General features: G+C 66.0%; 20 protein-coding genes. 7 read left to right on the forward strand and 13 right to left on the reverse strand.

What is annotated here, in order from left to right; translation table 11 throughout:
* Nucleotides 1–2: 2 nt before the first annotated feature.
* From IDF66_RS06170 to IDF66_RS06185, 4 genes are all read right to left on the reverse strand, one after another.
* Nucleotides 3–854: an MlaE family ABC transporter permease gene (locus IDF66_RS06170; protein ID WP_164310826.1), complete on the reverse strand. Its 852-nt coding sequence runs from the start codon at nucleotides 852–854 to the stop codon at nucleotides 3–5.
* 3 nt (nucleotides 855–857) lie between these two features.
* Nucleotides 858–1,598: an MlaE family ABC transporter permease gene (locus IDF66_RS06175; RefSeq protein WP_203588569.1), complete on the reverse strand. Its 741-nt coding sequence runs from the start codon at nucleotides 1,596–1,598 to the stop codon at nucleotides 858–860.
* A 116-nt stretch (nucleotides 1,599–1,714) separates the two neighbouring features.
* A complete protein-coding gene (locus tag IDF66_RS06180; protein ID WP_190266054.1) occupies nucleotides 1,715–2,605 on the reverse strand; it encodes a 3-oxoacyl-ACP reductase in 891 nt (296 codons plus the stop codon).
* Between the two features lie 95 nt (nucleotides 2,606–2,700).
* Nucleotides 2,701–2,889 carry a ferredoxin gene (locus tag IDF66_RS06185; RefSeq protein ID WP_164310824.1) on the reverse strand — a complete coding sequence of 63 codons (189 nt, stop codon included), beginning with the start codon at nucleotides 2,887–2,889 and terminating at the stop codon, nucleotides 2,701–2,703.
* Between the two features lie 158 nt (nucleotides 2,890–3,047).
* Here IDF66_RS06185 and IDF66_RS06190 point away from each other — a divergent pair, with 158 nt between their 5' ends.
* The 3 genes from IDF66_RS06190 to IDF66_RS06200 all read left to right on the forward strand — a co-directional run bounded on the left by IDF66_RS06190 (nucleotide 3,048) and on the right by IDF66_RS06200 (nucleotide 7,220).
* On the forward strand, nucleotides 3,048–4,250 hold the full coding sequence (locus IDF66_RS06190; protein ID WP_164310823.1) for an acyl-CoA dehydrogenase family protein: 1,203 nt from the start codon (nucleotides 3,048–3,050) through the stop codon (nucleotides 4,248–4,250).
* 139 nt (nucleotides 4,251–4,389) lie between these two features.
* Complete coding sequence (locus IDF66_RS06195) at nucleotides 4,390–5,538, forward strand: acyl-CoA dehydrogenase family protein (protein ID WP_190266055.1); 1,149 nt, start codon at nucleotides 4,390–4,392, stop codon at nucleotides 5,536–5,538.
* Complete coding sequence (locus tag IDF66_RS06200) at nucleotides 5,535–7,220, forward strand: long-chain-fatty-acid--CoA ligase (protein WP_190266056.1); 1,686 nt, start codon at nucleotides 5,535–5,537, stop codon at nucleotides 7,218–7,220. The genes IDF66_RS06195 and IDF66_RS06200 overlap by 4 nt, the downstream gene beginning before the upstream one ends.
* On the opposite strand, the gene IDF66_RS06205 is transcribed toward IDF66_RS06200, so the two are convergent.
* From IDF66_RS06205 to IDF66_RS06215, 3 genes are all read right to left on the reverse strand, one after another.
* Nucleotides 7,184–8,002 (reverse strand): DUF1206 domain-containing protein, encoded by an 819-nt coding sequence (locus IDF66_RS06205; RefSeq protein WP_190266057.1) that lies wholly within the window; start codon nucleotides 8,000–8,002, stop codon nucleotides 7,184–7,186. The genes IDF66_RS06200 and IDF66_RS06205 overlap by 37 nt on opposite strands.
* A gap of 114 nt (nucleotides 8,003–8,116) precedes the next feature.
* A complete protein-coding gene (locus IDF66_RS06210) occupies nucleotides 8,117–9,265 on the reverse strand; it encodes an NAD(P)H-dependent flavin oxidoreductase (RefSeq protein ID WP_190266058.1) in 1,149 nt (382 codons plus the stop codon).
* A 1-nt stretch (nucleotide 9,266) separates the two neighbouring features.
* Nucleotides 9,267–10,910 (reverse strand): acyl-CoA synthetase, encoded by a 1,644-nt coding sequence (locus IDF66_RS06215; protein WP_190266059.1) that lies wholly within the window; start codon nucleotides 10,908–10,910, stop codon nucleotides 9,267–9,269.
* 71 nt (nucleotides 10,911–10,981) lie between these two features.
* Between IDF66_RS06215 and IDF66_RS06220 the strand changes: the two genes are divergently transcribed.
* Nucleotides 10,982–11,803, forward strand: coding sequence for a crotonase/enoyl-CoA hydratase family protein (locus tag IDF66_RS06220; protein ID WP_190266060.1), 822 nt, complete (start codon nucleotides 10,982–10,984; stop codon nucleotides 11,801–11,803).
* 125 nt (nucleotides 11,804–11,928) lie between these two features.
* Here the strand turns inward: IDF66_RS06220 and IDF66_RS06225 are convergent, their stop codons facing one another.
* The 3 genes from IDF66_RS06225 to IDF66_RS06235 form a co-directional block, all read right to left on the reverse strand.
* Nucleotides 11,929–13,404: a cytochrome P450 gene (locus IDF66_RS06225; RefSeq protein WP_190266061.1), complete on the reverse strand. Its 1,476-nt coding sequence runs from the start codon at nucleotides 13,402–13,404 to the stop codon at nucleotides 11,929–11,931.
* Nucleotides 13,391–14,035 carry a TetR/AcrR family transcriptional regulator gene (locus IDF66_RS06230; protein WP_190266062.1) on the reverse strand — a complete coding sequence of 215 codons (645 nt, stop codon included), beginning with the start codon at nucleotides 14,033–14,035 and terminating at the stop codon, nucleotides 13,391–13,393. The genes IDF66_RS06225 and IDF66_RS06230 overlap by 14 nt, the downstream gene beginning before the upstream one ends.
* A 130-nt stretch (nucleotides 14,036–14,165) precedes the next feature.
* Entirely contained in the window at nucleotides 14,166–15,203 is a 1,038-nt protein-coding gene (locus IDF66_RS06235; protein ID WP_190266063.1) for an LLM class F420-dependent oxidoreductase, read from the reverse strand.
* A 92-nt stretch (nucleotides 15,204–15,295) separates the two neighbouring features.
* Here IDF66_RS06235 and IDF66_RS06240 point away from each other — a divergent pair, with 92 nt between their 5' ends.
* Genes IDF66_RS06240 through IDF66_RS06250 form a run of 3 tightly spaced genes read left to right on the forward strand, consistent with a single transcriptional unit; the run spans nucleotide 15,296 to nucleotide 18,600 of the window.
* On the forward strand, nucleotides 15,296–16,330 hold the full coding sequence (locus tag IDF66_RS06240; RefSeq protein WP_190266064.1) for a Zn-ribbon domain-containing OB-fold protein: 1,035 nt from the start codon (nucleotides 15,296–15,298) through the stop codon (nucleotides 16,328–16,330).
* Nucleotides 16,331–16,372: 42 nt separating this feature from the next.
* Nucleotides 16,373–17,422, forward strand: a complete 1,050-nt coding sequence (locus IDF66_RS06245; protein ID WP_190266065.1) for a thiolase domain-containing protein — start codon at nucleotides 16,373–16,375, stop codon at nucleotides 17,420–17,422.
* Nucleotides 17,422–18,600 (forward strand): thiolase domain-containing protein, encoded by a 1,179-nt coding sequence (locus tag IDF66_RS06250; RefSeq protein ID WP_164310812.1) that lies wholly within the window; start codon nucleotides 17,422–17,424, stop codon nucleotides 18,598–18,600. Before IDF66_RS06245 ends, IDF66_RS06250 begins: the two co-directional genes overlap by 1 nt.
* Nucleotides 18,601–18,728: 128 nt before the next feature.
* Here the strand turns inward: IDF66_RS06250 and IDF66_RS06255 are convergent, their stop codons facing one another.
* From IDF66_RS06255 to IDF66_RS06265, 3 genes are all read right to left on the reverse strand, one after another.
* Complete coding sequence (locus IDF66_RS06255; protein ID WP_190266066.1) at nucleotides 18,729–19,277, reverse strand: carboxymuconolactone decarboxylase family protein; 549 nt, start codon at nucleotides 19,275–19,277, stop codon at nucleotides 18,729–18,731.
* 142 nt (nucleotides 19,278–19,419) lie between these two features.
* On the reverse strand, nucleotides 19,420–19,881 hold the full coding sequence (locus tag IDF66_RS06260) for a nuclear transport factor 2 family protein (protein ID WP_164310810.1): 462 nt from the start codon (nucleotides 19,879–19,881) through the stop codon (nucleotides 19,420–19,422).
* A complete protein-coding gene (locus IDF66_RS06265) occupies nucleotides 19,878–21,167 on the reverse strand; it encodes a cytochrome P450 (protein ID WP_388000308.1) in 1,290 nt (429 codons plus the stop codon). The genes IDF66_RS06260 and IDF66_RS06265 overlap by 4 nt, the downstream gene beginning before the upstream one ends.
* Between the last annotated feature and the right edge of the window lie 195 nt (nucleotides 21,168–21,362).

Raw genomic sequence — 21,362 nt, forward strand, 5'->3', positions numbered from 1 at the left:
CCTTATCCCGCCAAGTTGAACTTGCCGTCGGCGCCGTAAATGGCGAGCGACGTCAAAAGTGTGATGACGACCACAACAACGAGCGATGCGCGAACTGCGTTCCCCACGGCGACGCCGACACCCACCGGACCGCCCGACGCGTTGTAGCCGTAGTAGGTGTGGATGAGCATCACGGCGACCGCCATACAGATCGCCTGCACGAAGGACCAGAGGATGTCCGACGGGATGAGGAACGTGTTGAAGTAGTGGTCGTAGACGCCCGGCGACTGTCCATAGATGAACACCGTGGCGAACCGGCTGGCGATGAACGAGGCGAGTGACGCGAGCGCGTAGAGCGGGATGATCGCGATCAGGCCTGCGACGATCCGGGTGCTGACCAGATACGGGATCGAGGAGATCGCCATCGTTTCGAGAGCATCGATCTCCTCACTGACCCTCATCGCGCCGAGCTGGGCCGTCGCACCTGCGCCGATCGTCGCGGCTAGGGCGATACCCGAGATCACCGGAACCGCGATACGCACGTTGATGAACGCCGAGAAGAAGCCGGTCAGCGCTTCGACGCCGATGTTCGCCAGCGAACTGTAGCCCTGGACGGCGATGGTGCCGCCGGTGAACAGCGTCAGGAACCCGACGACCACCACGGTGCCGCCGATCATGGCGAGCGCTCCGGTCCCCATCGAGATCTCGGCGATGAGACGCAGGGTCTCCTTCTTGTAGTGCTTGATCGCTCGCGGGATCGCGACGATGCTGTCCCAGTAGAAAAGGGCCTGATCGCCGATCTGATCCCAGTCCTCGCCCGCTCTCTTCGCAGCGATGCGGGCAGTGCGGAACCTGGTCGTGAACGGAAGAACCATGTGTCAGCCCGCCGTCGCTTTGAGACCGACCGCGGTCACCACGACGTTCACGACGAACAACGCCATGAACGAATACACGACGGTCTCGTTGACCGCGTCGCCGACACCCTTGGCGCCACCCTTGACGTTGAGGCCCTGATAGCAGCCCACCATCCCGGCGAACAGGCCGAAGAGCGCTGCCTTGACCATCGAGATCATCAGCTCGCCGAAACCGGTCAGCAGTGTCAGGTTCGCGATGAACGCACCCGGGTTCACGTCCTGCAGGAAGACCGAGAACATGAATCCGCCGCCGATGCCGATCGTGCACACAAGGCTGTTGAGCAGGATCGCCACCCCGGTGGACGCGATGATGCGCGGGACGACGAGGCGATGGATCGGGTTGATACCGAGCACCTTCATGGCGTCGATCTCTTCACGGATGGTGCGCGCGCCGAGGTCGGCGCAGATGGCCGTGGCTCCGGCGCCCGCGACGATCAGCACCGTCACGATCGGTCCGATCTGGGTGATCGTGCCCAACGCCGCGCCGGCACCCGACAGATCCTGTGCGCCGATCTCGCGCAGCAGGATGTTCAGCGTGAAGCTGACCAGGACGGTGAACGGGATGGCGACCAGCAGGGTCGGGACCATCGAGACCCGGGCGATCGCCCACGATTGCTCGACCGTCTCGCGCCATTGAAATGGCCGGCGGAACAGCTCCCGTGCGGATTCGACCCCCAGGGCGACGAAGTCCCCAACACCTGACATAGGCGTGGCGAGCTTCTCAAACACCAACACTCCTTACCCCCCTGGGGAACCCCCCCAGTCGCTGTGCCCGCCCCGGCGAACACCGCGAACTTATCACGTGGTCAACACACGTTTGGTCAGTCGACCAATTCACTCGCCGAGAACGTCCGGCTCGCGTCGCGGCCGGCAAAGTAGCTGGTCAGCGTCTTCGCCAGGTCGCCATCTTCCCATGCGGCCCCCACTGCCGTGAAGGTCTCCTCCACGGTCGGGGCGGCCATCAGCATCACCTTTGCCCCGTAGACGACGAAGACCTGTCCGGTGACGCTGTCGGCGTCGCTTCCCGAGAGGTACTTCACCAGCTTGACCACGTGTTCCGGCGCAAGCGGATCGGCACCGTCGTCGGGAGCATCCCCGAAGACGTCCGAGGTCATCGGCGTCCGCGCGCGGGGGCAGATCGCATTGGCCCGGACCCCGTAACGTTCGAGAGCCCGCGATGCCGAAACCGTCAGGGCGATGATCCCGGACTTGGCCGCAGCATAGTTCGCCTGCCCGCCCGGTCCGAGGAGTCCCGCTTCCGAGGCGGTGTTGATCAGGCGCCCGTAGACCGGCCCCCCGGCCGCCTTCGAGGCGCTGCGCCAATGGCTCGCAGCGTTGCGATTGAGCAGGAAATGCCCGCGCAGATGGACCCGGATGACCAGATCCCACTCGTCGTCGGTCATGTTGAACAGCATCTTGTCGCGGGTGATCCCCGCGTTGCTCATGACGATGTCCAGACCACCGAGGTCGTCCGTGGCGGTCCGCATGATCTCCGTCGCGGTCGCCGACTCCCCGATGTCTCCCGCCACCGGGACTGCCCGGCCTCCGGCCGCCGTGATGACGTCGATGACATCACTCGAATCGAGTGACGCCGCAAGGTCGTTCACGATCACCGTGGCGCCCTCGCCGGCCAAACCGATCGCCTCCGCGCGACCGAGACCCCCACCGGCACCGGTAACGACCGCTACACGTCCGTCCAACGACTGACCCACGCCAGTTCCCTCCTCAAGGCTGCAACAAACTAGAACCTGTTCTAGCACGAACGCGCTCAGACCGGAACCGGTTGGTCAGATTCCCGTCGTTCGGCTCATTCCAGCGAGAGTGCGGACTTGGGGCAGCTGGCCACCACCTGCCGCATCTCCTCCTCGCGTTCGGCCGGAACCTCTTCGTTGAGAATCACCAGGTAGTCGTCATCATCGAGGTCGAATACATCCGGCGCCATGCCCACGCACACGGCGTTGGACTCGCAGAGGTCGAAATCTGCCTTGATTCGCATCCTGGCCACTCCTTCGAGACGGTTCGTCTGGTTGACGGGCTGTGTCATTCAGGTTAGAACGTGTTTCAGAAGTTGGCGAGTACCGCCTCGCCATCCCCGGTGGATCACTGTGACATATCGCCGGTACGCCCCATCAGCCCGAGGACACGGAGAGCCCGATGCGCATCGCCTACACCGACCAGCAGACAGACCTTCGTCGGGAGTTGCGATCCTACTTCGCGGCCCTGATGACCGATGAGCGCCGAGCCGCCCTGACCGGCGGCGAAGGTGAACTCGGCGAGGGTGACGCATACCGCGACGTGGTCGCCCAGATGGGTAGCGACGGGTGGCTGGCCCTGGGTTGGCCGACCGAGTTCGGCGGCCAGAACCGATCCATGATGGACCAGCTGATCTTCACCGACGAGGCGGCGATCGCCGGCGCCCCGGTCCCGTTCCTGACCATCAATTCGGTCGCACCGACGATCATGCACTACGGCACGGACGAGCAGAAGGCGTTCTTCCTGCCGAAGATCGCGGCGGGGCAGTTGCACTTCTCCATCGGCTATTCGGAGCCCGGCGCAGGCACCGACCTGGCGGCCCTGCGGACCACGGCCATCCGCGACGGCGACGAGTACGTGATCAACGGTCAGAAGATGTGGACCAGCCTGGTCCCCTACGCCGACTACATCTGGCTCGCCTGTCGGACCGACCCGAGCGCGCTGGAACCGGGCGGGAAGAAACACAAGGGCATCTCCATGCTGATCGTCCCCGCCACCGCGGAGGGCTTCAGCTACACGCCGGTGCACACGATGGCCGGGGTCGACACCAGCGCCACCTACTACCAGGACGTCCGGGTGCCCACCTCGGCGCTCGTCGGCGAGGAGGGCGGCGGCTGGCCCCTGGTGACCAATCAGCTCAACCACGAGCGTGTCGCACTGTGCAGCGCCGCTCCCATCCAAACCGCTCTACGGGAGACGGTCGAATGGGCGCAGAACACCAAGACCGGTGACGGGCAGCGGGTCATCGACACCCCGTGGGTCCAGAGCAATCTCGCCCGCGTGCACGCCAAGGTCGAGTTCTTGAAGCTGATCAACTGGAAGATCGCATCCATCGCTGCATCCGGTGCGTCGCCGAGCCCGGCCGATGCGTCGGCGACGAAGGTGTACGGCACCGAGTTCGCCACCGAGGCATACCGATTGCTGATGGAGACCGTCGGCCCCGCCGCGACCCTGCGGCGCGGCAGCACCGGCGCACACCTGCAGGGCCGCCTCGAGCGGTTCCAGCGTTCCTCGCTGATCCTCACCTTCGGCGGTGGGACGAACGAGGTCCAGCGCGACATCATCGGCATGCTCGCCCTCGGACTGCCGCACCAGCGCCGATAACCCGCCCGACCCCGCCCGAACCCGTTGGTCGAGTAGCCGCCCGAACCCGCTCCCCCGCTGGTCGAGTAGCCGCGCGAGCGCAGCGAGCCGGCGTATCGAGACCACTCCCCCGACCCACACCGAAAGCAGCAGAAGAACAATGGATTTCACACTTCCCGAATCCGGCGAGGACGTCCGCGGGCTCGCACGCGACATCGCCACCAAGATCAGCACGCCCGAGCGGGTGGCCGAGCTCGAGGCCGCCGACGCATCGATGGACGCCGACCTCTGGCGCGAACTCGGCGCCGCAGGCCTCCTCGGTCTGGAGCTGTCGACCGAGCTCGCCGGTGATCGCGGCGGCGACCTGTCGGCGATCGAGAACTCCCTCGTCGCCGAGGAACTCGGCCGGGTACTCGCCCGTGTCCCGTTCACCGCACACGCCTGTGCCGCACTCCCCGTCATCGCGACCCGGGGCACCGCCACACTGCGCGAGTCCGTCATCGTCCCCGGAGCCGGCGGGGACATCGTCGTCACCGTCGCGTTCGAGGAGGATCTCGGCACCGACGTGACGGCACCGATCACCGGCGTGACGCGGGCAGGCGACCGTCTCACCCTCACCGGCACCAAGGTCAATGTGCCCTACGCGGGGATCGCGAACACATTCGTGGTGAATGCGATCGGACCCGACGGTCCGGTTGTCGTCGTCGTGTCCGCCGACGATCCCGGCGTGGAGATCACCGCCACATCGTCGACGGGCAGGATCCCAACCGGTCAGGTCGACCTCACCGACGTGACCGTCGATGCCGATCACGTGCTGGACGGTGGCGTCACCGCAATTCACGACATCGCCGATCGACTCACGTTGGCAATCTGCGCGGAGCAATCCGGAATCGTCTCTCGTGCACTCGAACTCACTGCCGAGTATGCCCGCGAACGGGAGCAGTTCGGTCGCGCCATCGGTTCCTTCCAGGCTGTGGCGCAGCGTCTCGCCGACGGGTACATCGACTCACAGGGGCTCTCGCTCACCACCACACAGGCCGCGTGGATGCTCGCGAACCTGCACGGCGATGCGCCGACCGGCACCGAGACGGATCTGCGGACCGCGATCAACACCGCAAAGTTCTGGGCGACCGAGGCAGGCCACCGCGTCGCCCACACCACGGTGCACGTCCATGGCGGAGTGGGTCTGGACACGAGTCACCCGGTGCACCGATACTTCCTGCGCGCCAAGCAGAACGAGTTCACCCTCGGCTCGTCTCCGGTCGTGCTCGCATCCATCGGCGCCGTCCTCGCCGACACACCGGTGTGACTCTCGCGGAACTGCTGTCCGCGCTCGCCGAGGTCGATGATCGCGGGCTCCGCCACGAGGACGAGTTCGTCTCGTGGCGGTCCCACGTGGCCGCGTCGAACGCGCGGGGTGAGGTCCTACGGAAGCTGTTATCGGCAGATCGTCCACCGCACGTCGGCGTGCTCATGGAGAACTCCCCCGAGTTCAGCTACCTGCTCGGCGCGGCGGCGATGGGTGCGTTCGTCCTCGTCGGGCTGAACACCACCAGGCGCGGCGCAGGACTGGCCGCCGATGTCGCCCGTGCGGACTGCCAGATCGTGCTGACGGACAACCGGACACGACATCTGCTCGATGACGTGGACCTCGATGACGTGCCGGTGATCGACGTGGACGACGAGCAATGGGTGATCTCGATTTCGACAGGCTCAATCCGGCGGATACGCGACTCACTCCGTTCGCCGCTACTCGATCAGCAGGACTTCCGCCGGTCGAGTAGCCGCGACAACGGCGACGCATCCCCCCGCCCGCCGAGTAGCCGCAACCACAGCGACGCATCCCCCCGCCGGTCGAGTAGACGCGACGAAGGAGCGGCGTATCGAGACCACACCCCCGCTCCCGATGACCTCATGATGCTGATCTTCACCTCCGGCACCACCGGCGACCCGAAGGCCGTCCGGTGTACACAGCGGAAGTTTGCCGAGAGCGGCCGCATGCTCGCCGACCGGTTCGAGATCGGCGCCGACGACGTCGTCTATCTGGCCATGCCGATGTTCCATTCCAACGCGGTCATCGCCGGCTGGTCGGTCGCAGTCGCGGGCGGCGCGTCGATCGCCCTTCGTGATCGGTTCTCCGCCGGCGGCTTTCTCCGCGATGTCCGTCGCCACGGGGTCACCTTCGCCAATTACGTCGGCAAGCCACTCAACTACATCCTGTCCACGCCGCAACGCCCTGACGACGCCGACAACACGCTGCGAATCATGTACGGCAACGAGGCGTCGGCGCGCGATCGGGCCGCTTTCGCCGAACGGTTCGGCACCCGGGTGATCGACGGATTCGGTTCCACCGAGGGCGGCGTGGCCATCACTCGCACCCCAGACACCCCACCGGACGCCCTGGGCCCGCTGCGCGCTCCCACCGCGGTGATCGATCCGGCCACCGGCGATCCGGTGCACACCGGCCAGATCGGCGAGATCGTCAATTCATCGGGTCCGGGACTGTTCAGCGGCTACTACAACGATCCCGAGGCCTCCGACGAGCGACTCCGCGACGGCGTCTACCACACCGGCGACCTCGCCTGGGTCGACGAGGACGGCTATCTCCATTTCGCCGGGCGCCTGGGCGACTGGCTCCGTGTCGACGGGGAGAACCTCGGCACCGGTCCGATCGAACGAATCCTGCTGCGCCATCCCGATGTCCGGCAGGTGGCCGTGTACGGGGTGCCCGTGGAGATCGGCGACGAGATCGAGGCCGTGCTGGTCGTCGACGGCGGACTCGACCCGGAATCGTTCACCGAGTTCCTGCACAGACAAGGCGATCTGGGCCCCAAGCAATGGCCGCATCGGGTGCGGCTCACCGATGCGCTGCCCGACACGGCCACCTTCAAGACGGTCAAACGCGTCTTGCGCGACGACGCGGCCGCGCCCACCTGGGTCCGCGAGCAGGGTCGCTACATCCGCGACCAGCGCGCCATCACGAAGCAGTAGATGCCGTAGGCGGCGAGGCCCAGGGCGGCGAGGATGAGCAGGATCTGGCCCGCGGGCAGTCCGGCGAGTGTCTTGACCGCAGCGTCGACGCCTGCGGCCTTCGACGGGTCGGACCGGACGGCGGCCACGATGACCAGGATGCCGGCGCCGGCGAGAACCAACCCTTTGGCCGCGTAGCCGATCACCCCGGTCGTGGTGACCAATTTCCCGCCGCCGGTGCGCAGGTCGTCGAGGAAGTTGCGCGTCACGCCCTTGTAGACGAAGTATCCGCCCACCGCGATGATCACCAATCCAACCACGACGAGAGCCACCCGGCCGCCGGTGTGTTCCATGAGCCGAGCACTCATACCCGCGTTCTGCCGACCGCTCGATTTGCCACTGCCCAACGCGAAAGTGGCGGCAGACCAGGCGAACGCGAAGTAGACCACGCACAGCGACAACGCCTTGCCGCGGTCGAACCAACCACTGAGTCCGTCGTCGTCGGACCGCTGTTCGTTGGCCTTTCCGCCGACGATGGCCTCGGCCAGACGCCACAGGGCGAGCGCCACGAACGCGACCACAGCGATCCACAACGCCACTCGCCCGCCCGGCTCCTTCGCGAACACGGCCAGGGCGCCGGACTGGTCGGCGTTGCCCGAATCGCCGAACGCGAGCTGCGCGATGATGTAGGCGATCAGCAGGTGCAGCAGACCGGTGACGACGTATCCCGCGCGGGCGGCACGTTCGAACCAGTCACTGTCAGTGACGCGATCGACGGCCTGAGTCACCTGATTGCGTGTCATCGAAATCCATTCGTCGGTTGCGACCCCCGGATCGGGTGGCTCCGCCGATTCTGCACTGTCCGACGACCGAGGACCCAACCATCGACATACGACCTCCTGCGCGCGCCCCGACCGTCAGCTCACGGGAGCCTTCAGGGTCTCGTTCATCCGCCCGACGGCCTGCTCGTACTCACCGACCAGATCGGCGATCATGTCGGCGACCGGGACGATCTCGTTGCACCGTCCGACGATCTGACCGGCAGGCATCGCGACGACGTCCGGATCGTCGGCCGCGGAGATCCGTGCATGAGCCTCCGCGACGAGCAGGTTCTGCAACGGCATGGGCAGCGGGTCCGGCGCACCGGGTGCATCCCAGGCGTCGGTCCACTTGGTCTTCAGCAGCCGTGCGGGTTTGCCCGAGTAGATGCGACGACGCACGGTGTCGCGCGACGTCGCCTTCAGCAGCGCCTTCTGGACTGTCGACGGCCCGTCGGCGTCTGGCTCCATGCCCAGTTTGTATTCGGCGGCGGTGAGCCAGTAGGTACCCATCCACACGCCCTGCGCGCCCAGCGCGATCGCGGCGGCGATCTGACGACCGCTGCCGACGCCACCGGCGGCGAGCACCGGCGCCGAATCCTGCACCGCGTCCACGAGTTCCGGCCACAGGATCATCGACGTGACCTCACCGGTGTGGCCACCACCCTCGTAACCCTGCGCGATGACGATGTCGACGCCGGCCTCGACGTGATGCAGCGCATGCTCTTTGGCGCCGGCCAGGGCCGCCACCAGCACGCCATTGTCATGCGAGGTCTGGATGACATCGGAGGGCGGCGAGCCGAGTGCGTTGGCGATCAGCTTGATCTGACCGTACTTCCGCGTGTGTTCCATCGCGATGTCCACGTGGGACCGGGCCACCGAGTGCAGCCACCCCAGCACGCCGGCATCCACCCGCTCGCCGTTCGGCAGCGGTGGGACACCCAGGTCGTCGAGGGTGCGCTCGACGAACGCGCGATGCTCCGGCGAGATCATCGAATCGAGGTCGACCTTGCTGCCCTCGGTCGGGATCTTCGCGGGCATCACGATGTCGACGCCGAACGGCTTGCCGTCGGTGTTCTCGTGCATCCACTCGAGGACCTCGTCGAGTTCCTCGGCGTCGTTGAACCGGACACAACCGAGGACGCCGAGGCCACCCGCACGACTGATCGCAGCCGCCACGTCCTGACTCGGGGTGAACCCGAAGATCGGGTATTCGATGCCGAATCGATCGGCGAGTTCGGTGCGCATGTCAGCTCTTCTCCGGGGCGCCGAGCGCCTCATCTGCGGGACGTTCCTGGGTGATTCCGGCACCCCACCGGTAGTCGGGTTTGCCCGCAGGTGATCGCTTGATCTCCTCGACGAACCACACACTGCGGGGACACTTGTAGCCGGCGAGTTCCTTGCGGACGACGTCGTTGAGGTCGGCCAGTGTGGGACGCGCGCCTCCGCGAGTGGCGATCACCGCGGCGACCCGCTGACCGAACCGGTCGTCGGGAACACCGACGACGACGGTGTCGAACACGTCCGCGTGGGCCTTCAGAGCGCCCTCCACCTCCTCGGGGAACACCTTCTCGCCGCCCGTGTTGATGGACACCGAACCGCGGCCGAGCATCGTGATGCTGCCGTCGGCCTCCAGCTGGGCCGAATCGCCGGGAAGGGAATACCGAACACCGTTGAACTCCCGGAAGGTCTTCGCCGACTTCTCCGGATCGTTGTGATAGCGCAGCGGGATGTGCCCGGACCGCGCCAGCACACCGACCTCACCGCTGCCCGGCTCCACCGGCGTCCCGTCCTCGCGCAGGACGTGGGTCTCGCTGTCGGCGTTCACGCGCGGTCCGCCGGTGTGCGGGGTGTCCTTGGCGACCACGCCCAGCCCACCGAATCCGGTCTCCGACGAACCGATCGCGTCGATGATCACCGCATTGGGGAACCGGTCGAGGAACTGCTCCTTGATGCTCGGCGAGAACAGGCAGGCCGACGACGCGACCGACACCACACTGGAGAGGTCGTAGTCGTCCTTCTGATCGAGCGCCTCGATCATCGGCCGCCCCATGGCATCTCCGGTGATGAAGATGACGTTGACCCCGTGCCGCTCGACCGCCTCCCACGCGGCCGGGCCGCTGAAGTCCGGGTAGACAACGGCTTTCCCGCCGCCGAACAGTGCCTGGAACACCGCCCACTGCGAGCCGCCGTGGATGAACGGCGGTATCGGGAAGCGCACCAGCTGCCCACCGTCGGCGCCCGCACGGGCCAGCTGCCATTCGTCTGCCACGGGTTCGCTTGTGTACCAGTCGATGCCGCCTCCGAGGACACGCCAGACATCTTCCTGACGCCACACCACACCCTTCGGCTTGCCGGTGGTGCCTCCGGTGTAGAGCATGTACAGGTCGTCGCCGGAGCGCTCCTCGAAATCCCGTTCGCTCGAGGACGTGGCGATGGCATCCTCGTAGCCGATCGCATCCCCGTGGCCTGCACACTCCAGAGATGCGTCGGAGCCGTCGGCGATCGCGATCCGGTGCTCGATCGAGGGCGCCTTGGGCAACGTGTTGCAGACCCGTTCGCAGTACTGGCGCTCATGGATGAGCACCTTCATCCCCGAGTCGGTGAAGATGTGCTCGAGCTCGGCCTCCACGTAGCGGAAGTTGACGTTGACCATCACCGCCCGGGCCTTGAAGATGGCGACCATCGCCTCGACGGATTCGATGGTGTTCCGGCTGTAGAGCCCCACCCGGTCGCCCGGCTGCACGCCGAGATCACGCAGCTTGTGGGCGAGCGCGTTGGACCGCGCCTCCAGTTCGGTGTACGTCCGGGACTCCGTACCCGAGACGAGGGCTGTTCGTTCGGGCATGAGATCGACCGCATGCTCGATGAGGTCGGCAATCGTATAGGCCATGGCATCAAAATTAGAACGTGTTATCGTTTCGGGCAAGCAGCAATCACGTACTGGATTCGCGAGGGACGACGATGACCACATTTGCCGGTTCCGACACCACCACCGACCGAGGGCCGGACTGCCTCGTCGAGAAGCGCGGGCACGTTCTGATCGTGACGATGAATCGCCCCGAGGCACGGAACGCGCTGTCGGCCGAGATGATGCGGATCATGGTCGAGGCCTGGGATCAGGTCGACAACGATCCGGATATCCGGGTGGCCGTCCTGACGGGTGCCGGCGGCGCCTTCTGCGCGGGCATGGACCTCAAGGCGATGAACCAGAACTCCCCCGGCGACACCGCCGATTCGGGATCGTGGAATCCCGCCAGCCTGCCCGCCCTGCTCAAGGGCCGCCGTCTCACCAAGCCGTTGATCGCCGCCGTCGAGGGGGCCGCCATCGCAGGCGGTACGGAGATCCTGCAGGGCACCGACATCCGGGTGGCCGGCGAGAAGGCCAAATTCGGTGTCGCCGAGGCTCGCTGGGGGCTGTTCCCGCTCGGCGGCAGCGCGGTTCGACTGCCGCGTCAGATCCCGTACACGATCGCAGCCGACCTGTTGTTGACCGGCAGGCACATCACCGCCGATGAGGCCAAGGAGTACGGCCTCATCGGTTATGTGGTGCCCGACGGTTCGGCGCTCGACAAGGCGCTCGAGATCGCCGACACCATTGCGGCCAACGGCCCGCTCGCAGTCCAGGCGATCCTCAAGACCATGCGCGACACCGAGGGCATGCACGAGCTCGACGCCTTCGAGATCGAGTCCAAGCTCGGCATCTCGGTGTTCAAGAGCAAGGACGCCAAGATCGGCCCGAAGGCCTTCGCCAACAAGGAAAAGCCCGTCTTCACCGGCGAGTGAACGCCGGAGTTCCGAAACCCGGTCACACCCCAACGGCCGGTCGAGTAGTTCGAGGCGCCAGCCGAGAACGTATCGAGACCTGGCGTCCCGGCCTCGATACGGCGACTCGGCTGGCGCCTCGTCACCTACTCGACCATCGAAGTCGCCAGCTGCTTTCGCGGCTGTAGACCGAGTTCGAAGTCCCGTGGCACCATCGTGAGCCGTTCGTCGACGGCGAGTTCGTAGTCGGGATCGCCGGTCAGGTCGTATCGATGGAGCAGGCAAGCCAACACCAGCACCGCCTCGTGGATCGCGAACTGTCGGCCGATACATGCCCGCAGGCCGCTGCCGAAGGGTTTGTAGCTGTGCGCGGGACGTTTCTTGATGTTCGCCGGCAGGAATCGATCCGGATCGTAGACGTCGGGCTCCTCCCAGACCGAGGGATCGCGGTGCACCTGACCGAGCACGATCACCGCCCAGTCCTCCGGCCGCATCCGGTACCGATCCGCCAGCATCGTCTCCGACCGCGGGCTCCGTGCGAACGCCGGCACCGTGGGCCAGATCCGGAGCGCCTCGTCCAGACATCGGCGGATGTGGCGAAACTTCGGCACCTGCTCGAAGGTCGGCGTCGCCCGGGGATCGGCGCCGAGGATCTCATCGGCCTCCCGCTGCGCTGCTGCCAGCACTTCCGGGTTCCGGGACAGGTAGTAGAGCGTGAAGGACAATGCACCCGAGGTGGTTTCGTGTCCCGCCACCAGGAAGGTCAGGATCTGATACCGAATGTTCAACGGGGACAGCCGCTCTCCGGTCTCCGGATGCGACACGTTGAGCATGATCCCGAGCAGATCGTGCTGATCGGAGGACCCGGTGCGTTCGGCGATCAGGTCGTCGAGGAGCCGATCCACATACGCCTGCTGGTCGGCGTTGCGATGGTCCAGGTAGCGTCCGAGCAACCGACCGCCGGGGGCGGTCAACAGTCCCCCTTTGCGCCGCCCCGTCTCCAGCGCACGGATCATCGCCCCCACGAACGGATGCGGTTGCGACGTGGTGAACGAACCGAAGTCGTGACTGAACGCGGCACGGCTGAGCGTCTCCATGGTCAGCTTGGTCATCGACCGGGTGACGTCCACCGGTCCGCTCTGCCGGTCCCAGTAGTCGAACAGCTCGCCTGCCGTCTCCAGCATTGTCGGGTGATACGACTGCATGGCCGACTTCGTGAAGGCCGGCATCAGGAGTTCATGTGCGAGCTGCCAATTCGGCTCGTCGTTATGAGCCGTGAACAGACCGTCGCCTGCGTACTGGCGGAGCGCGGTGATGGCGGGCGGTAGCGCCTTGCAGAAGCGCGACTCGTCGCACAATTCGGCCGCGAGCTCGACGTTCGAGACGAACACGAAGTTCTGCCGGAATATCCGCATCTCGTAGATCGGCCCGAGGTCGGCTCCCCATTCGAGAAGACTCAGCAGCGGATGTCGGGGGTCGGACACGCCGAGATCACCGATGAAGGGTTTGCGCCGGCCGGCGTGCGGAAAGGCCTGCCCCGACCAATCGTTCTTCAGTTTCCTGCCCACGATTCGACGATGCGCGCGCCGACAACGGATGTCAATCCGCCTATGGGTGGACATTGGAGACGTCTACGCGTGCGCTCGCCGCATCCGCTCCGACCTCGACGGCCGGTGCGACCCACCGGCGCAGGTAGCACCGCAGGCTCTCCCCCGTCCGGGGTGGCTCGCCGGGATCGACGATGAAGGATTGCAGGGTACGCAACATGAACTCGACCAGTTCGTCGAGATCGGTGTCGCTCCAACCCCGGACATGCCAATCCACGTTGACCTCGTCGAGAATCGATCGCCCGATACCGATGGCCTCCGGCGAGGTGACCTCGTCGAGATACCGCGATCTGCCGGTGGCGTTGAACAGCAGGGCGAAACGTTGGTCGGCACGCAGTTGCTCGATCGTGATGGCGATCCCCTCCACCACCGCGTCGACTGGGCAGGCGGTCTCACGCAACGCCGTCGAGAGCTCCAGAATGAACGCCGCCGCCGCCGATTCGGCCGCCGCCAACACAATCGAGTCCGCGCTCGAGAAGTAGCGGTAGACGGTCTCGCGGGTCACGCCGGAGCGCTGCGCCACCCGTCGGATACTGACCGACTCGCCACATTCGATGAGATCGCCGGCGACTTGCACGATGCGATCGATCGCTTCGGCGTCATCGCCGGGTGCGGAGGCGCCTCGTCCGTGTGCCTGGTCGATCATGACTGGACAGTGTAGCCACGAAGTGTATGGTCGGCCCCACGCCAGGCCGCCGTTGCGCCCTCCGACGCCGGATGTCGGAGGCGGATCACCTTGGTGTCCAACATATTTCGCAAGATCCCCGCTCCGCGGATCAGACGAGAGTGGCGAGCTCGGCGATCGTCCCGGTGTCTCGAGCGGTCACCAGGAGCATGCTCACCCCGGCCGCCTCCCACTGCTTGATCTGGGCGCGGACCTCGTCAGCGGTCCCCGCGATCATCGTCTCCCGGACCATCTCGTCCGGCACCGCGGCCATCGCCTCGGCTTTCTTGCCCGCACGGAACAACGCGCCGATCTCATCGACCGCGTCGCCGTAGCCCATCCGGCGATAGAGTTCCGCGTGAAAGTTCTTCTCCTTGGCGCCCATCCCACCGACGTAGAGCGCCGTCGACGGCCGGTACCGCTCGATCGCGGCGGCGACGTCGTCGGTGATGACCACCTGAGCGGTCGCCGCCACCTCGAAGTCGTCGCGACTGCGCCGCGCACCGGGCCGCCCGAAACCTTCGGCCAGCCATTCCTCGTACTGGTCGGCCAGCCGCAGACTGTAGAAGATGGCCAGCCAGCCGTCGGCGATCTCCGCGGTCTGTGCCACGTTCTTCGGCCCCTCGGCCCCGAGCCAGATCGGGATGTCCGCGCGCAGCGGATGGGTGATCGGTTTGAGCGACTTGCCCAGTCCGCTCGATCCGGGCGCATCGTCCGGGTACGGCAGTGGGTAGTGCGGCCCGGGGTTGCGTACCGGCGCCTCGCGCGCCAGCACATCCCGCACGATCTGCACGTATTCCCGCGTCCTGGCAAGCGGCTTGGTGAACGGCTGGCCGTACCAACCCTCGACGACCTGCGGCCCCGACACCCCGAGACCCACGATGTGGCGTCCGCCCGACAGATGGTCGAGCGTCAGCGCGTGCATCGCCAGCGAGGTCGGCGGCCGCGCGGAGAGCTGAGCCACGGCGGTGCCCAGCCTGATGCGCTCCGTCGCCGCACCCCACCACGCAAGCGGCGTGTAGGCATCCGACCCCCACGATTCGGCCGTGAAGACCGCCTCGAAGCCTGCTTCCTCGGCGGCCGCGATCAATGCAGGCGCATTGTCGATGGGGCCCTGCCCCCAATATCCGAGCTGTAGTCCGAGCTTCATCTGGCGTCCTCCAACGTCGCCCCGGCCACGGCGGGTCCGAGTCTGTGACATGCACCTTGTGCCTCAATACTAGAACGTGTTCTACTCGATGCGTGAGCACCAGCACAACAGCACCCCGTCCGGCCCCGGCCAGCCCCGTCGCGGCGGTACCCGAGCCGGAGTCCCCGATCCTCACCGCTCCCCTGAAGAACTCGTTCGAATACACGCGTTCCCTGGGTCCGGTCCTGAGTCAGTTCGCACTCGCGTTGCGCGACGGTCGCATCGTGGGCTCCAAGAGCAGCGGTGGCACCGTCTCGGTTCCGCCCGTCGAGTTCGATCCTGCCGGCGGCGCCCCGACCACCGAATTGGTCGACGTCGCCCCGACCGGCACCGTCGTCTCCTGGTCGTGGCAGCAGGAACCTCTCGACCCCCAGCCCCTGGACAAGCCGTTCGCCTGGGCGCTCATCAAGCTCGACGGCGCCGACACGTCCTTGCTGCACGCGGTCGCCGTCGATTCCCCCGGCGACATCTCGACCGGCCTTCGCGTGCACGCGGTCTGGCGCCCCGCTCGGATCGGCCGGATCGACGACATCGCATACTTCGCTCCCGGCGAGTCCGGGGATGCCGCTCCCGCCAACGAGGCCGACAATCCCGAGGGCGACCTCGTGGTCATGACGACGCCGATCACCACCGAGATCGCGCACTCCGCAACCGAAGAGGAGTCCTGGTACCTCGAGGGGCTCAAGGCAGGCAAGCTCTACGGCTCCCGAATCGGTTCCGGAGTCGACGAGGGACGCGTGTACTTCCCGCCCCGCAAGGTCAGTCCGGCCGACGGGGCCGCTGCGGCCGAGCGGGTGGAGTTGGGCCACACCGGCATCGTCACGACGTTCTGCATCGTCAACGTGCCGTTTCAGGGACAGCGGATCAAACCCCCGTACGTGGCCGCCTACGTCCTGCTCGACGGTTCGGACATCCCGTTCCTGCACCTCATCCTGGACTGTGCCGCAGAGGACGTCCGAATGGGTATGCGAGTCAAGGCCGTCTGGCTTCCGGAGGACGAATGGGATCATTCGATCGGCAACATCAGCCACTTCGCACCGACCGGTGAGCCCGATGCCGAGTACGAGACCTACCGCGATCACCTCTGATCGATCAACTGACCCTTCTTCTCTGAAGAACTAGGAGCTCTTGTGACACTCCCCCGGATTGCGATCATCGGGTTCGCGCACAGCCCGAACATCGTCGGGACCCATGGCACCACCAATGGTGTCGAAATGCTGATCCCCTGTTTCCAGAAGCTGTACGCCGACATCGGCATCTCCCGCACCGACATCGAGTTCTGGTGCAGCGGATCGTCCGATTATCTTGCCGGCCGCGCATTCTCGTTCATCTCCGCGATCGACTCCATCGGGGCCATGCCGCCCATCAACGAGTCGCACGTCGAGATGGACGCCGCGTGGGCGCTCTACGAGGCGTGGGTCAAGATCGCCACCGGCGAGGTCGACCTCGCCCTGGCCTACGGCTTCGGTAAGTCCACCGCGGGCAACATGGATCAGACCCTCGCCCTGCAGACCGACCCGTACACCGTGGGGCCGTTGTGGCCCGACGCGCGTTCACTCGGCGCCCTGCAGGCCCGCGCAGGCATCGACTCGGGTGCCTGGACCGAGGCCGACATGGCCGCGGTCGCCGCACGTACCACCGGTGCATCGGTCGACGACCTGCTCTCGGCCGATCTCGTCGCCGATCCGCTTCGCGCCCACGACATCGCGCCGTACACCGATGCCGCCGCGGCCGTGATCATCGCGAGCGAACGACGGGCCCGCGAGCTCGTCGCCAACCCGGCATTCATCACCGGGTGGGATCACCGCATCGACACCCCGAACTTCGGCGCGCGAGATCTGACCGTCTCACCGTCGACGTCGCTCGCCGCCGACACCGCGTTCCGTCATCGCACGCGAGCGGTCGACGTAGCCGAGATCCATGCACCGTTCACGCATCAGGAACTGATCGTGCGCAACGCGATCGGCCTGCCCGATTCGGTGCGGATCAACCCGTCCGGTGGCGCGCTCACGGGGAACTCGCTGTTCTCGGCGGGGCTTCAGCGGGTGGGCTATGCCGCCCACGAGATCCTGACCGGCCAGGCAGAGACCGCGCTGGCACACGCGACGAGCGGGCCGCTGTTGCAGCAGAACATGGTGGTCACCCTGAGCGCAGACGAGAATGCGGGAGACGAGAACTGATGGCACACAACAATCGCGCAGCGGTCCTGGGCACCGGCCAGACCAAGTACGTCGCCAAGCGCCACGACGTGACGATGGCGGGCATGTGCCGCGAGGCCATCGACGCCGCACTGGCAGACGCGAAGGTCTCCATCGACGACATCGATGCGATCGTGATCGGCAAGGCCCCCGACCTGTTCGAGGGCTCGATGATGCCCGAACTGGCGATGGCCGAGGCCATCGGCGCGGTCGGCAAGCGGATGATCCGTGTGCACACCGCCGGTTCGGTGGGCGGCTCCACCGCCAACGTCGCCGCGTCTCTCGTTTTCGCCGGTGTTCACCGGCGGGTCCTCGCCGTCGCCTGGGAGAAGCAGTCCGAGTCGAATGCCATGTGGGCGTTGTCGATTCCGGTTCCCTTCACCAAGCCTGTCGGCGCGGGAGCGGGCGGCTTCTTCGCCCCGCACGTCCGGTCCTACATCCGGCAGTCCGGTGCGCCGTCACACATCGGCGCCATCGTCGCGGCCAAGGACCGGCGCAACGGCTCCAAGAATCCACTGGCTCACCTGCAGCAGGCCGACATCACCAAGGAGAAGGTGATGGAGTCCCAGATGCTGTGGGACCCCATCCGTTACGACGAGACCTGCCCGTCGTCGGACGGCGCGTGTGCAGTGGTGATCGGCGACGAGCAGGTCGCAGACGACGCTGTCACCGCGGGTGATCCGGTGGCCTGGATTCACGCCACGGCGATGCGCACCGAACCGCTCTCGTATGCCCACCGCAATGTGGTGAGCCCGCAGGCCGGCCGCGACGCCGCCGCGGCGCTGTGGAAGGCGGGCGGGATCAGCAATCCACTCCAGGAGGTCGACGCGGCCGAGATCTACGTGCCGTTCTCCTGGTTCGAGCCGATGTGGCTGGAGAATCTCGGGTTCGTCGCCGAAGGCGAGGGCTGGAAGCTCACCGAGGCAGGCGAGACCGAGATCGGCGGGCAGCTGCCCGTCAACGCATCCGGTGGCGTGCTCTCGTCGAACCCGATCGGCGCGTCGGGCATGATCCGCTTCGCGGAGGCCGCCATCCAGGTGATGAACAAGGCGGGCGATCATCAGGTGCCCGACGCCCGCAAGGCGCTCGGCCACGCGTATGGCGGTGGCTCGCAGTACTTCTCGATGTGGCTGGTGGGCGCGGACAAGCCCACTCACTAGGCGACCCATTGTCGGTCGAGTAGCCACCGGCGAGGCGGCGTACCGAGTCCACTCTCGACGAGTGATCTCGATACGCCGCCTCGCTTCGCTCGGTGGCCACTCGATCGGCGGGGCAAGTACTTCGGTGGTCAGGCTTCGGGCTCCGGCAACGCGCACGCGGCGCCGTCGGACATACCCGTCGGGCGGACGCCGAGTGACTGGTTGAGCCTGGCACGCTGGTTCTCCCACGCGATGGTCGCCGCGAGTTCGGCGATCTGCCCCTTCGACAGCTCTCGGGACAGCTGATCCCGCAGCTCCGCCAGGTCGTCGCCGACGGCCGGCGTCACCGTCATCGCCTCGGCGTAAGCGAGTACCGATTTCTCCAGATCGGTGTAGGCGTCGCTCGTCCGGAAATTCGGGAGATCGCGCATCTGCTGCTCGGTGACCCCGGCGCCGCGCGCCAGCGCGGACCCGATGTCGAGACAGAACTCGCAACTGACGAGACCGGCGGTCTTCAGCTCTGCGAGCTCTTTGAGCTTCGGGTCGAGGCGATTGCTGAACAGCAGCGCCGATTCGTAGACGCCGGTGGCCGCGAGTAGTTGCGGTCGGCGGCCCAGCCACCCGGCCAGGTCACCACGATGTCGCTTCGACGACCCCAAGGCGTTGACGTAACCACGGATACGCTCGATTGCACGCATGGCTCCACCCTTGCAGCTGCTGGTATGGGGCGATGCGGCAAACGAATCCACCCCACCTCTCGTCATCCACCTTCGTCCGAGACGAGGTGGAAAACAAGAGATGGGGTGGAAAAGTGGTGGCTACCTCAGGCAGGCTGCCGCCTCAGGCAGGCCGGACCGATTTGATCGTCTTCTCGACTTCCCAGAAGGCCCGCAGCGCACTCAGTTTCCCGTCGGCGTCGGCACGGTAGGTGAACACCCCGTGCGCCTCGGAGACATGCCCGGCGATGTGGGTGACGATCTTGCCGACGTAGGCGACCTCGCTGCCACAGATGATCTCGTCGTCGAAGACGAACTCGATGCTCTCCGTGGTGGCGATCGATTTGTCCCAGAACTCCGCGATCTCGTCACGACCGTGGAATCCCTTGCCTTCGGGATCGAACATCGACGGCCCGACCGGATCCTCCACCGACCCCTCAGCGGCAAAGTTGTCCAACCACGCCTGCTTGTCGCGTGCCGCGACCAGCTCACGTGATCGCCGACCCGCCACGACCGCGGGATGATTCTCGCGGTCGATGTTGAGGTAGGCGGGCGAGTCGTCGAGTCCGGTCTCCTGCGCGGTCATTTCGTGCCGTAGTCGACCCGGAGTTCCTTGACGCCGTTGATCCATCCGTGACGGAGACGACGCGGGGACTCGAGGCGGCTGATATCCGGGACGAGGTCGGCGAGCGCGTTGAACATCAGGTTGATCTCCATGCGGGCGAGGTTCGCTCCCACGCAGAAGTGGGCACCGTTGCCGCCGAAACCGACATGCGGGTTCGGATCGCGCAGGATGTCGAACGTGAACGGATCCTCGAAGACGTCCTCGTCATAGTTCGCCGAGCCGTAGAACAGACCGACGCGCTGACCCTCCTTGATGTCGACCCCACCGATCTGGGTGTCGCGCTTGGCCGTGCGCTGGAAGGTGTTCACCGGAGTGGCCCACCGGACGATCTCGTCGACCGCGGTGGCAGGGCGCTCCTTCTTGAACAGCTCCCACTGGTCGGGGTGCTCGAGGAAGGCGTTCATGCCGTGGCTGATCGCGTTACGCGTGGTCTCGTTGCCGGCGACCGTGAGCAGGATGAAGAAGAATCCGAACTCGGCCTCGTCGAGGCTCTGGCCGTCGATGTCGGCATTCACCAGCGTCGAGACGATGTCCTCGACCGGATTCTTCCGGCGCTCCTCGGCCATGTTGTAGCCATAACCGAGGATCTCGGCGGAGGCCATCTGCGGGTCGGCCTCGAAGTCCGGGTCGTCGTAGTTCATCATCGCGTTCGACCAGTCGAACAGCTTCTCGCGGTCCACCTCGGGAACGCCGAGCAGGTCGGCGATCGCCAGCAGCGGCAGATCGACGGCGACGTCCTCGACGAAATCTCCCGTGCCCTTCTCGGCAGCCTTGCCGACGATGGTGCGGGCCGCGGTGTCGAGCTTGTCCTCGAGCGCCTGCACGGCACGCGGCGTGAAAGCCTTCGACACCAGCTTGCGCAGACGGGTGTGATCCGGCGGATCGTGGTTGATCAGCAGCGCCTTGGTGACGTCGAGCTGCTCCTGGGTCATGTCGTCTTCGAACCGCATGATGACGCCATTGGGCGACGTCGCCCAGTCATCGTTGTTCTTGGAGATCTCCCGGATATGGGCGTGCTTGGAGACGACCCAGTAGCCGCCGTCGTGGAACCCTCCACCCTTCCCCGGCTGCTGGGCATTCCACCACACCGGAGCCGTCTTGCGGAGTTGGGCGAATTCCTGGACCGGAATCCCCTTCTCCAGAAGGAACGGGCTGGTGAAGTCCCAGCCTTCCTCTTCCATGAACGAACTACTCGCCGCAGCGCCCCCGATATCGGCGCCGGCTGTCGCACCCTGAGCCTGGGTCACGTCACACCACCTCGCTGTGAGATTAGAACCTGTTTCAATCCCATTAGAGCACACTGTGACCCAAAAGACAGTCCCCAATGAGAACTTGTTCTAGTTTTGCTCGCCGAGCAGGTCTGCGAGGTGGGAAAATGCTACCAACATTCATTGCAACATCCGGCCCGAGGGGCCGGTCACGAGGTCAGACCGGCCGACATC

The sequence above is a fragment of the Gordonia hankookensis genome (genome assembly GCF_014673215.1).
In the GTDB taxonomy this organism is placed as follows: Bacteria; Actinomycetota; Actinomycetes; order Mycobacteriales; family Mycobacteriaceae; genus Gordonia; species Gordonia hankookensis.

Coding starts and splice junctions, on each gene's coding strand:
- IDF66_RS06170 (WP_164310826.1), bottom strand. CDS start 854: ATGGTTCTTCCGTTCACGACCAGGTTCCGCACTGCCCGCATCGCTGCG.
- IDF66_RS06175 (WP_203588569.1), bottom strand. CDS start 1,598: ATGTCAGGTGTTGGGGACTTCGTCGCCCTGGGGGTCGAATCCGCACGG.
- IDF66_RS06185 (WP_164310824.1), bottom strand. CDS start 2,889: ATGCGAATCAAGGCAGATTTCGACCTCTGCGAGTCCAACGCCGTGTGC.
- IDF66_RS06190 (WP_164310823.1), top strand. CDS start 3,048: ATGCGCATCGCCTACACCGACCAGCAGACAGACCTTCGTCGGGAGTTG.
- IDF66_RS06195 (WP_190266055.1), top strand. CDS start 4,390: ATGGATTTCACACTTCCCGAATCCGGCGAGGACGTCCGCGGGCTCGCA.
- IDF66_RS06205 (WP_190266057.1), bottom strand. CDS start 8,002: ATGACACGCAATCAGGTGACTCAGGCCGTCGATCGCGTCACTGACAGT.
- IDF66_RS06210 (WP_190266058.1), bottom strand. CDS start 9,265: ATGCGCACCGAACTCGCCGATCGATTCGGCATCGAATACCCGATCTTC.
- IDF66_RS06215 (WP_190266059.1), bottom strand. CDS start 10,910: ATGGCCTATACGATTGCCGACCTCATCGAGCATGCGGTCGATCTCATG.
- IDF66_RS06220 (WP_190266060.1), top strand. CDS start 10,982: ATGACCACATTTGCCGGTTCCGACACCACCACCGACCGAGGGCCGGAC.
- IDF66_RS06225 (WP_190266061.1), bottom strand. CDS start 13,404: ATGTCCACCCATAGGCGGATTGACATCCGTTGTCGGCGCGCGCATCGT.
- IDF66_RS06230 (WP_190266062.1), bottom strand. CDS start 14,035: ATGATCGACCAGGCACACGGACGAGGCGCCTCCGCACCCGGCGATGAC.
- IDF66_RS06235 (WP_190266063.1), bottom strand. CDS start 15,203: ATGAAGCTCGGACTACAGCTCGGATATTGGGGGCAGGGCCCCATCGAC.
- IDF66_RS06250 (WP_164310812.1), top strand. CDS start 17,422: ATGGCACACAACAATCGCGCAGCGGTCCTGGGCACCGGCCAGACCAAG.
- IDF66_RS06255 (WP_190266066.1), bottom strand. CDS start 19,277: ATGCGTGCAATCGAGCGTATCCGTGGTTACGTCAACGCCTTGGGGTCG.
- IDF66_RS06260 (WP_164310810.1), bottom strand. CDS start 19,881: ATGACCGCGCAGGAGACCGGACTCGACGACTCGCCCGCCTACCTCAAC.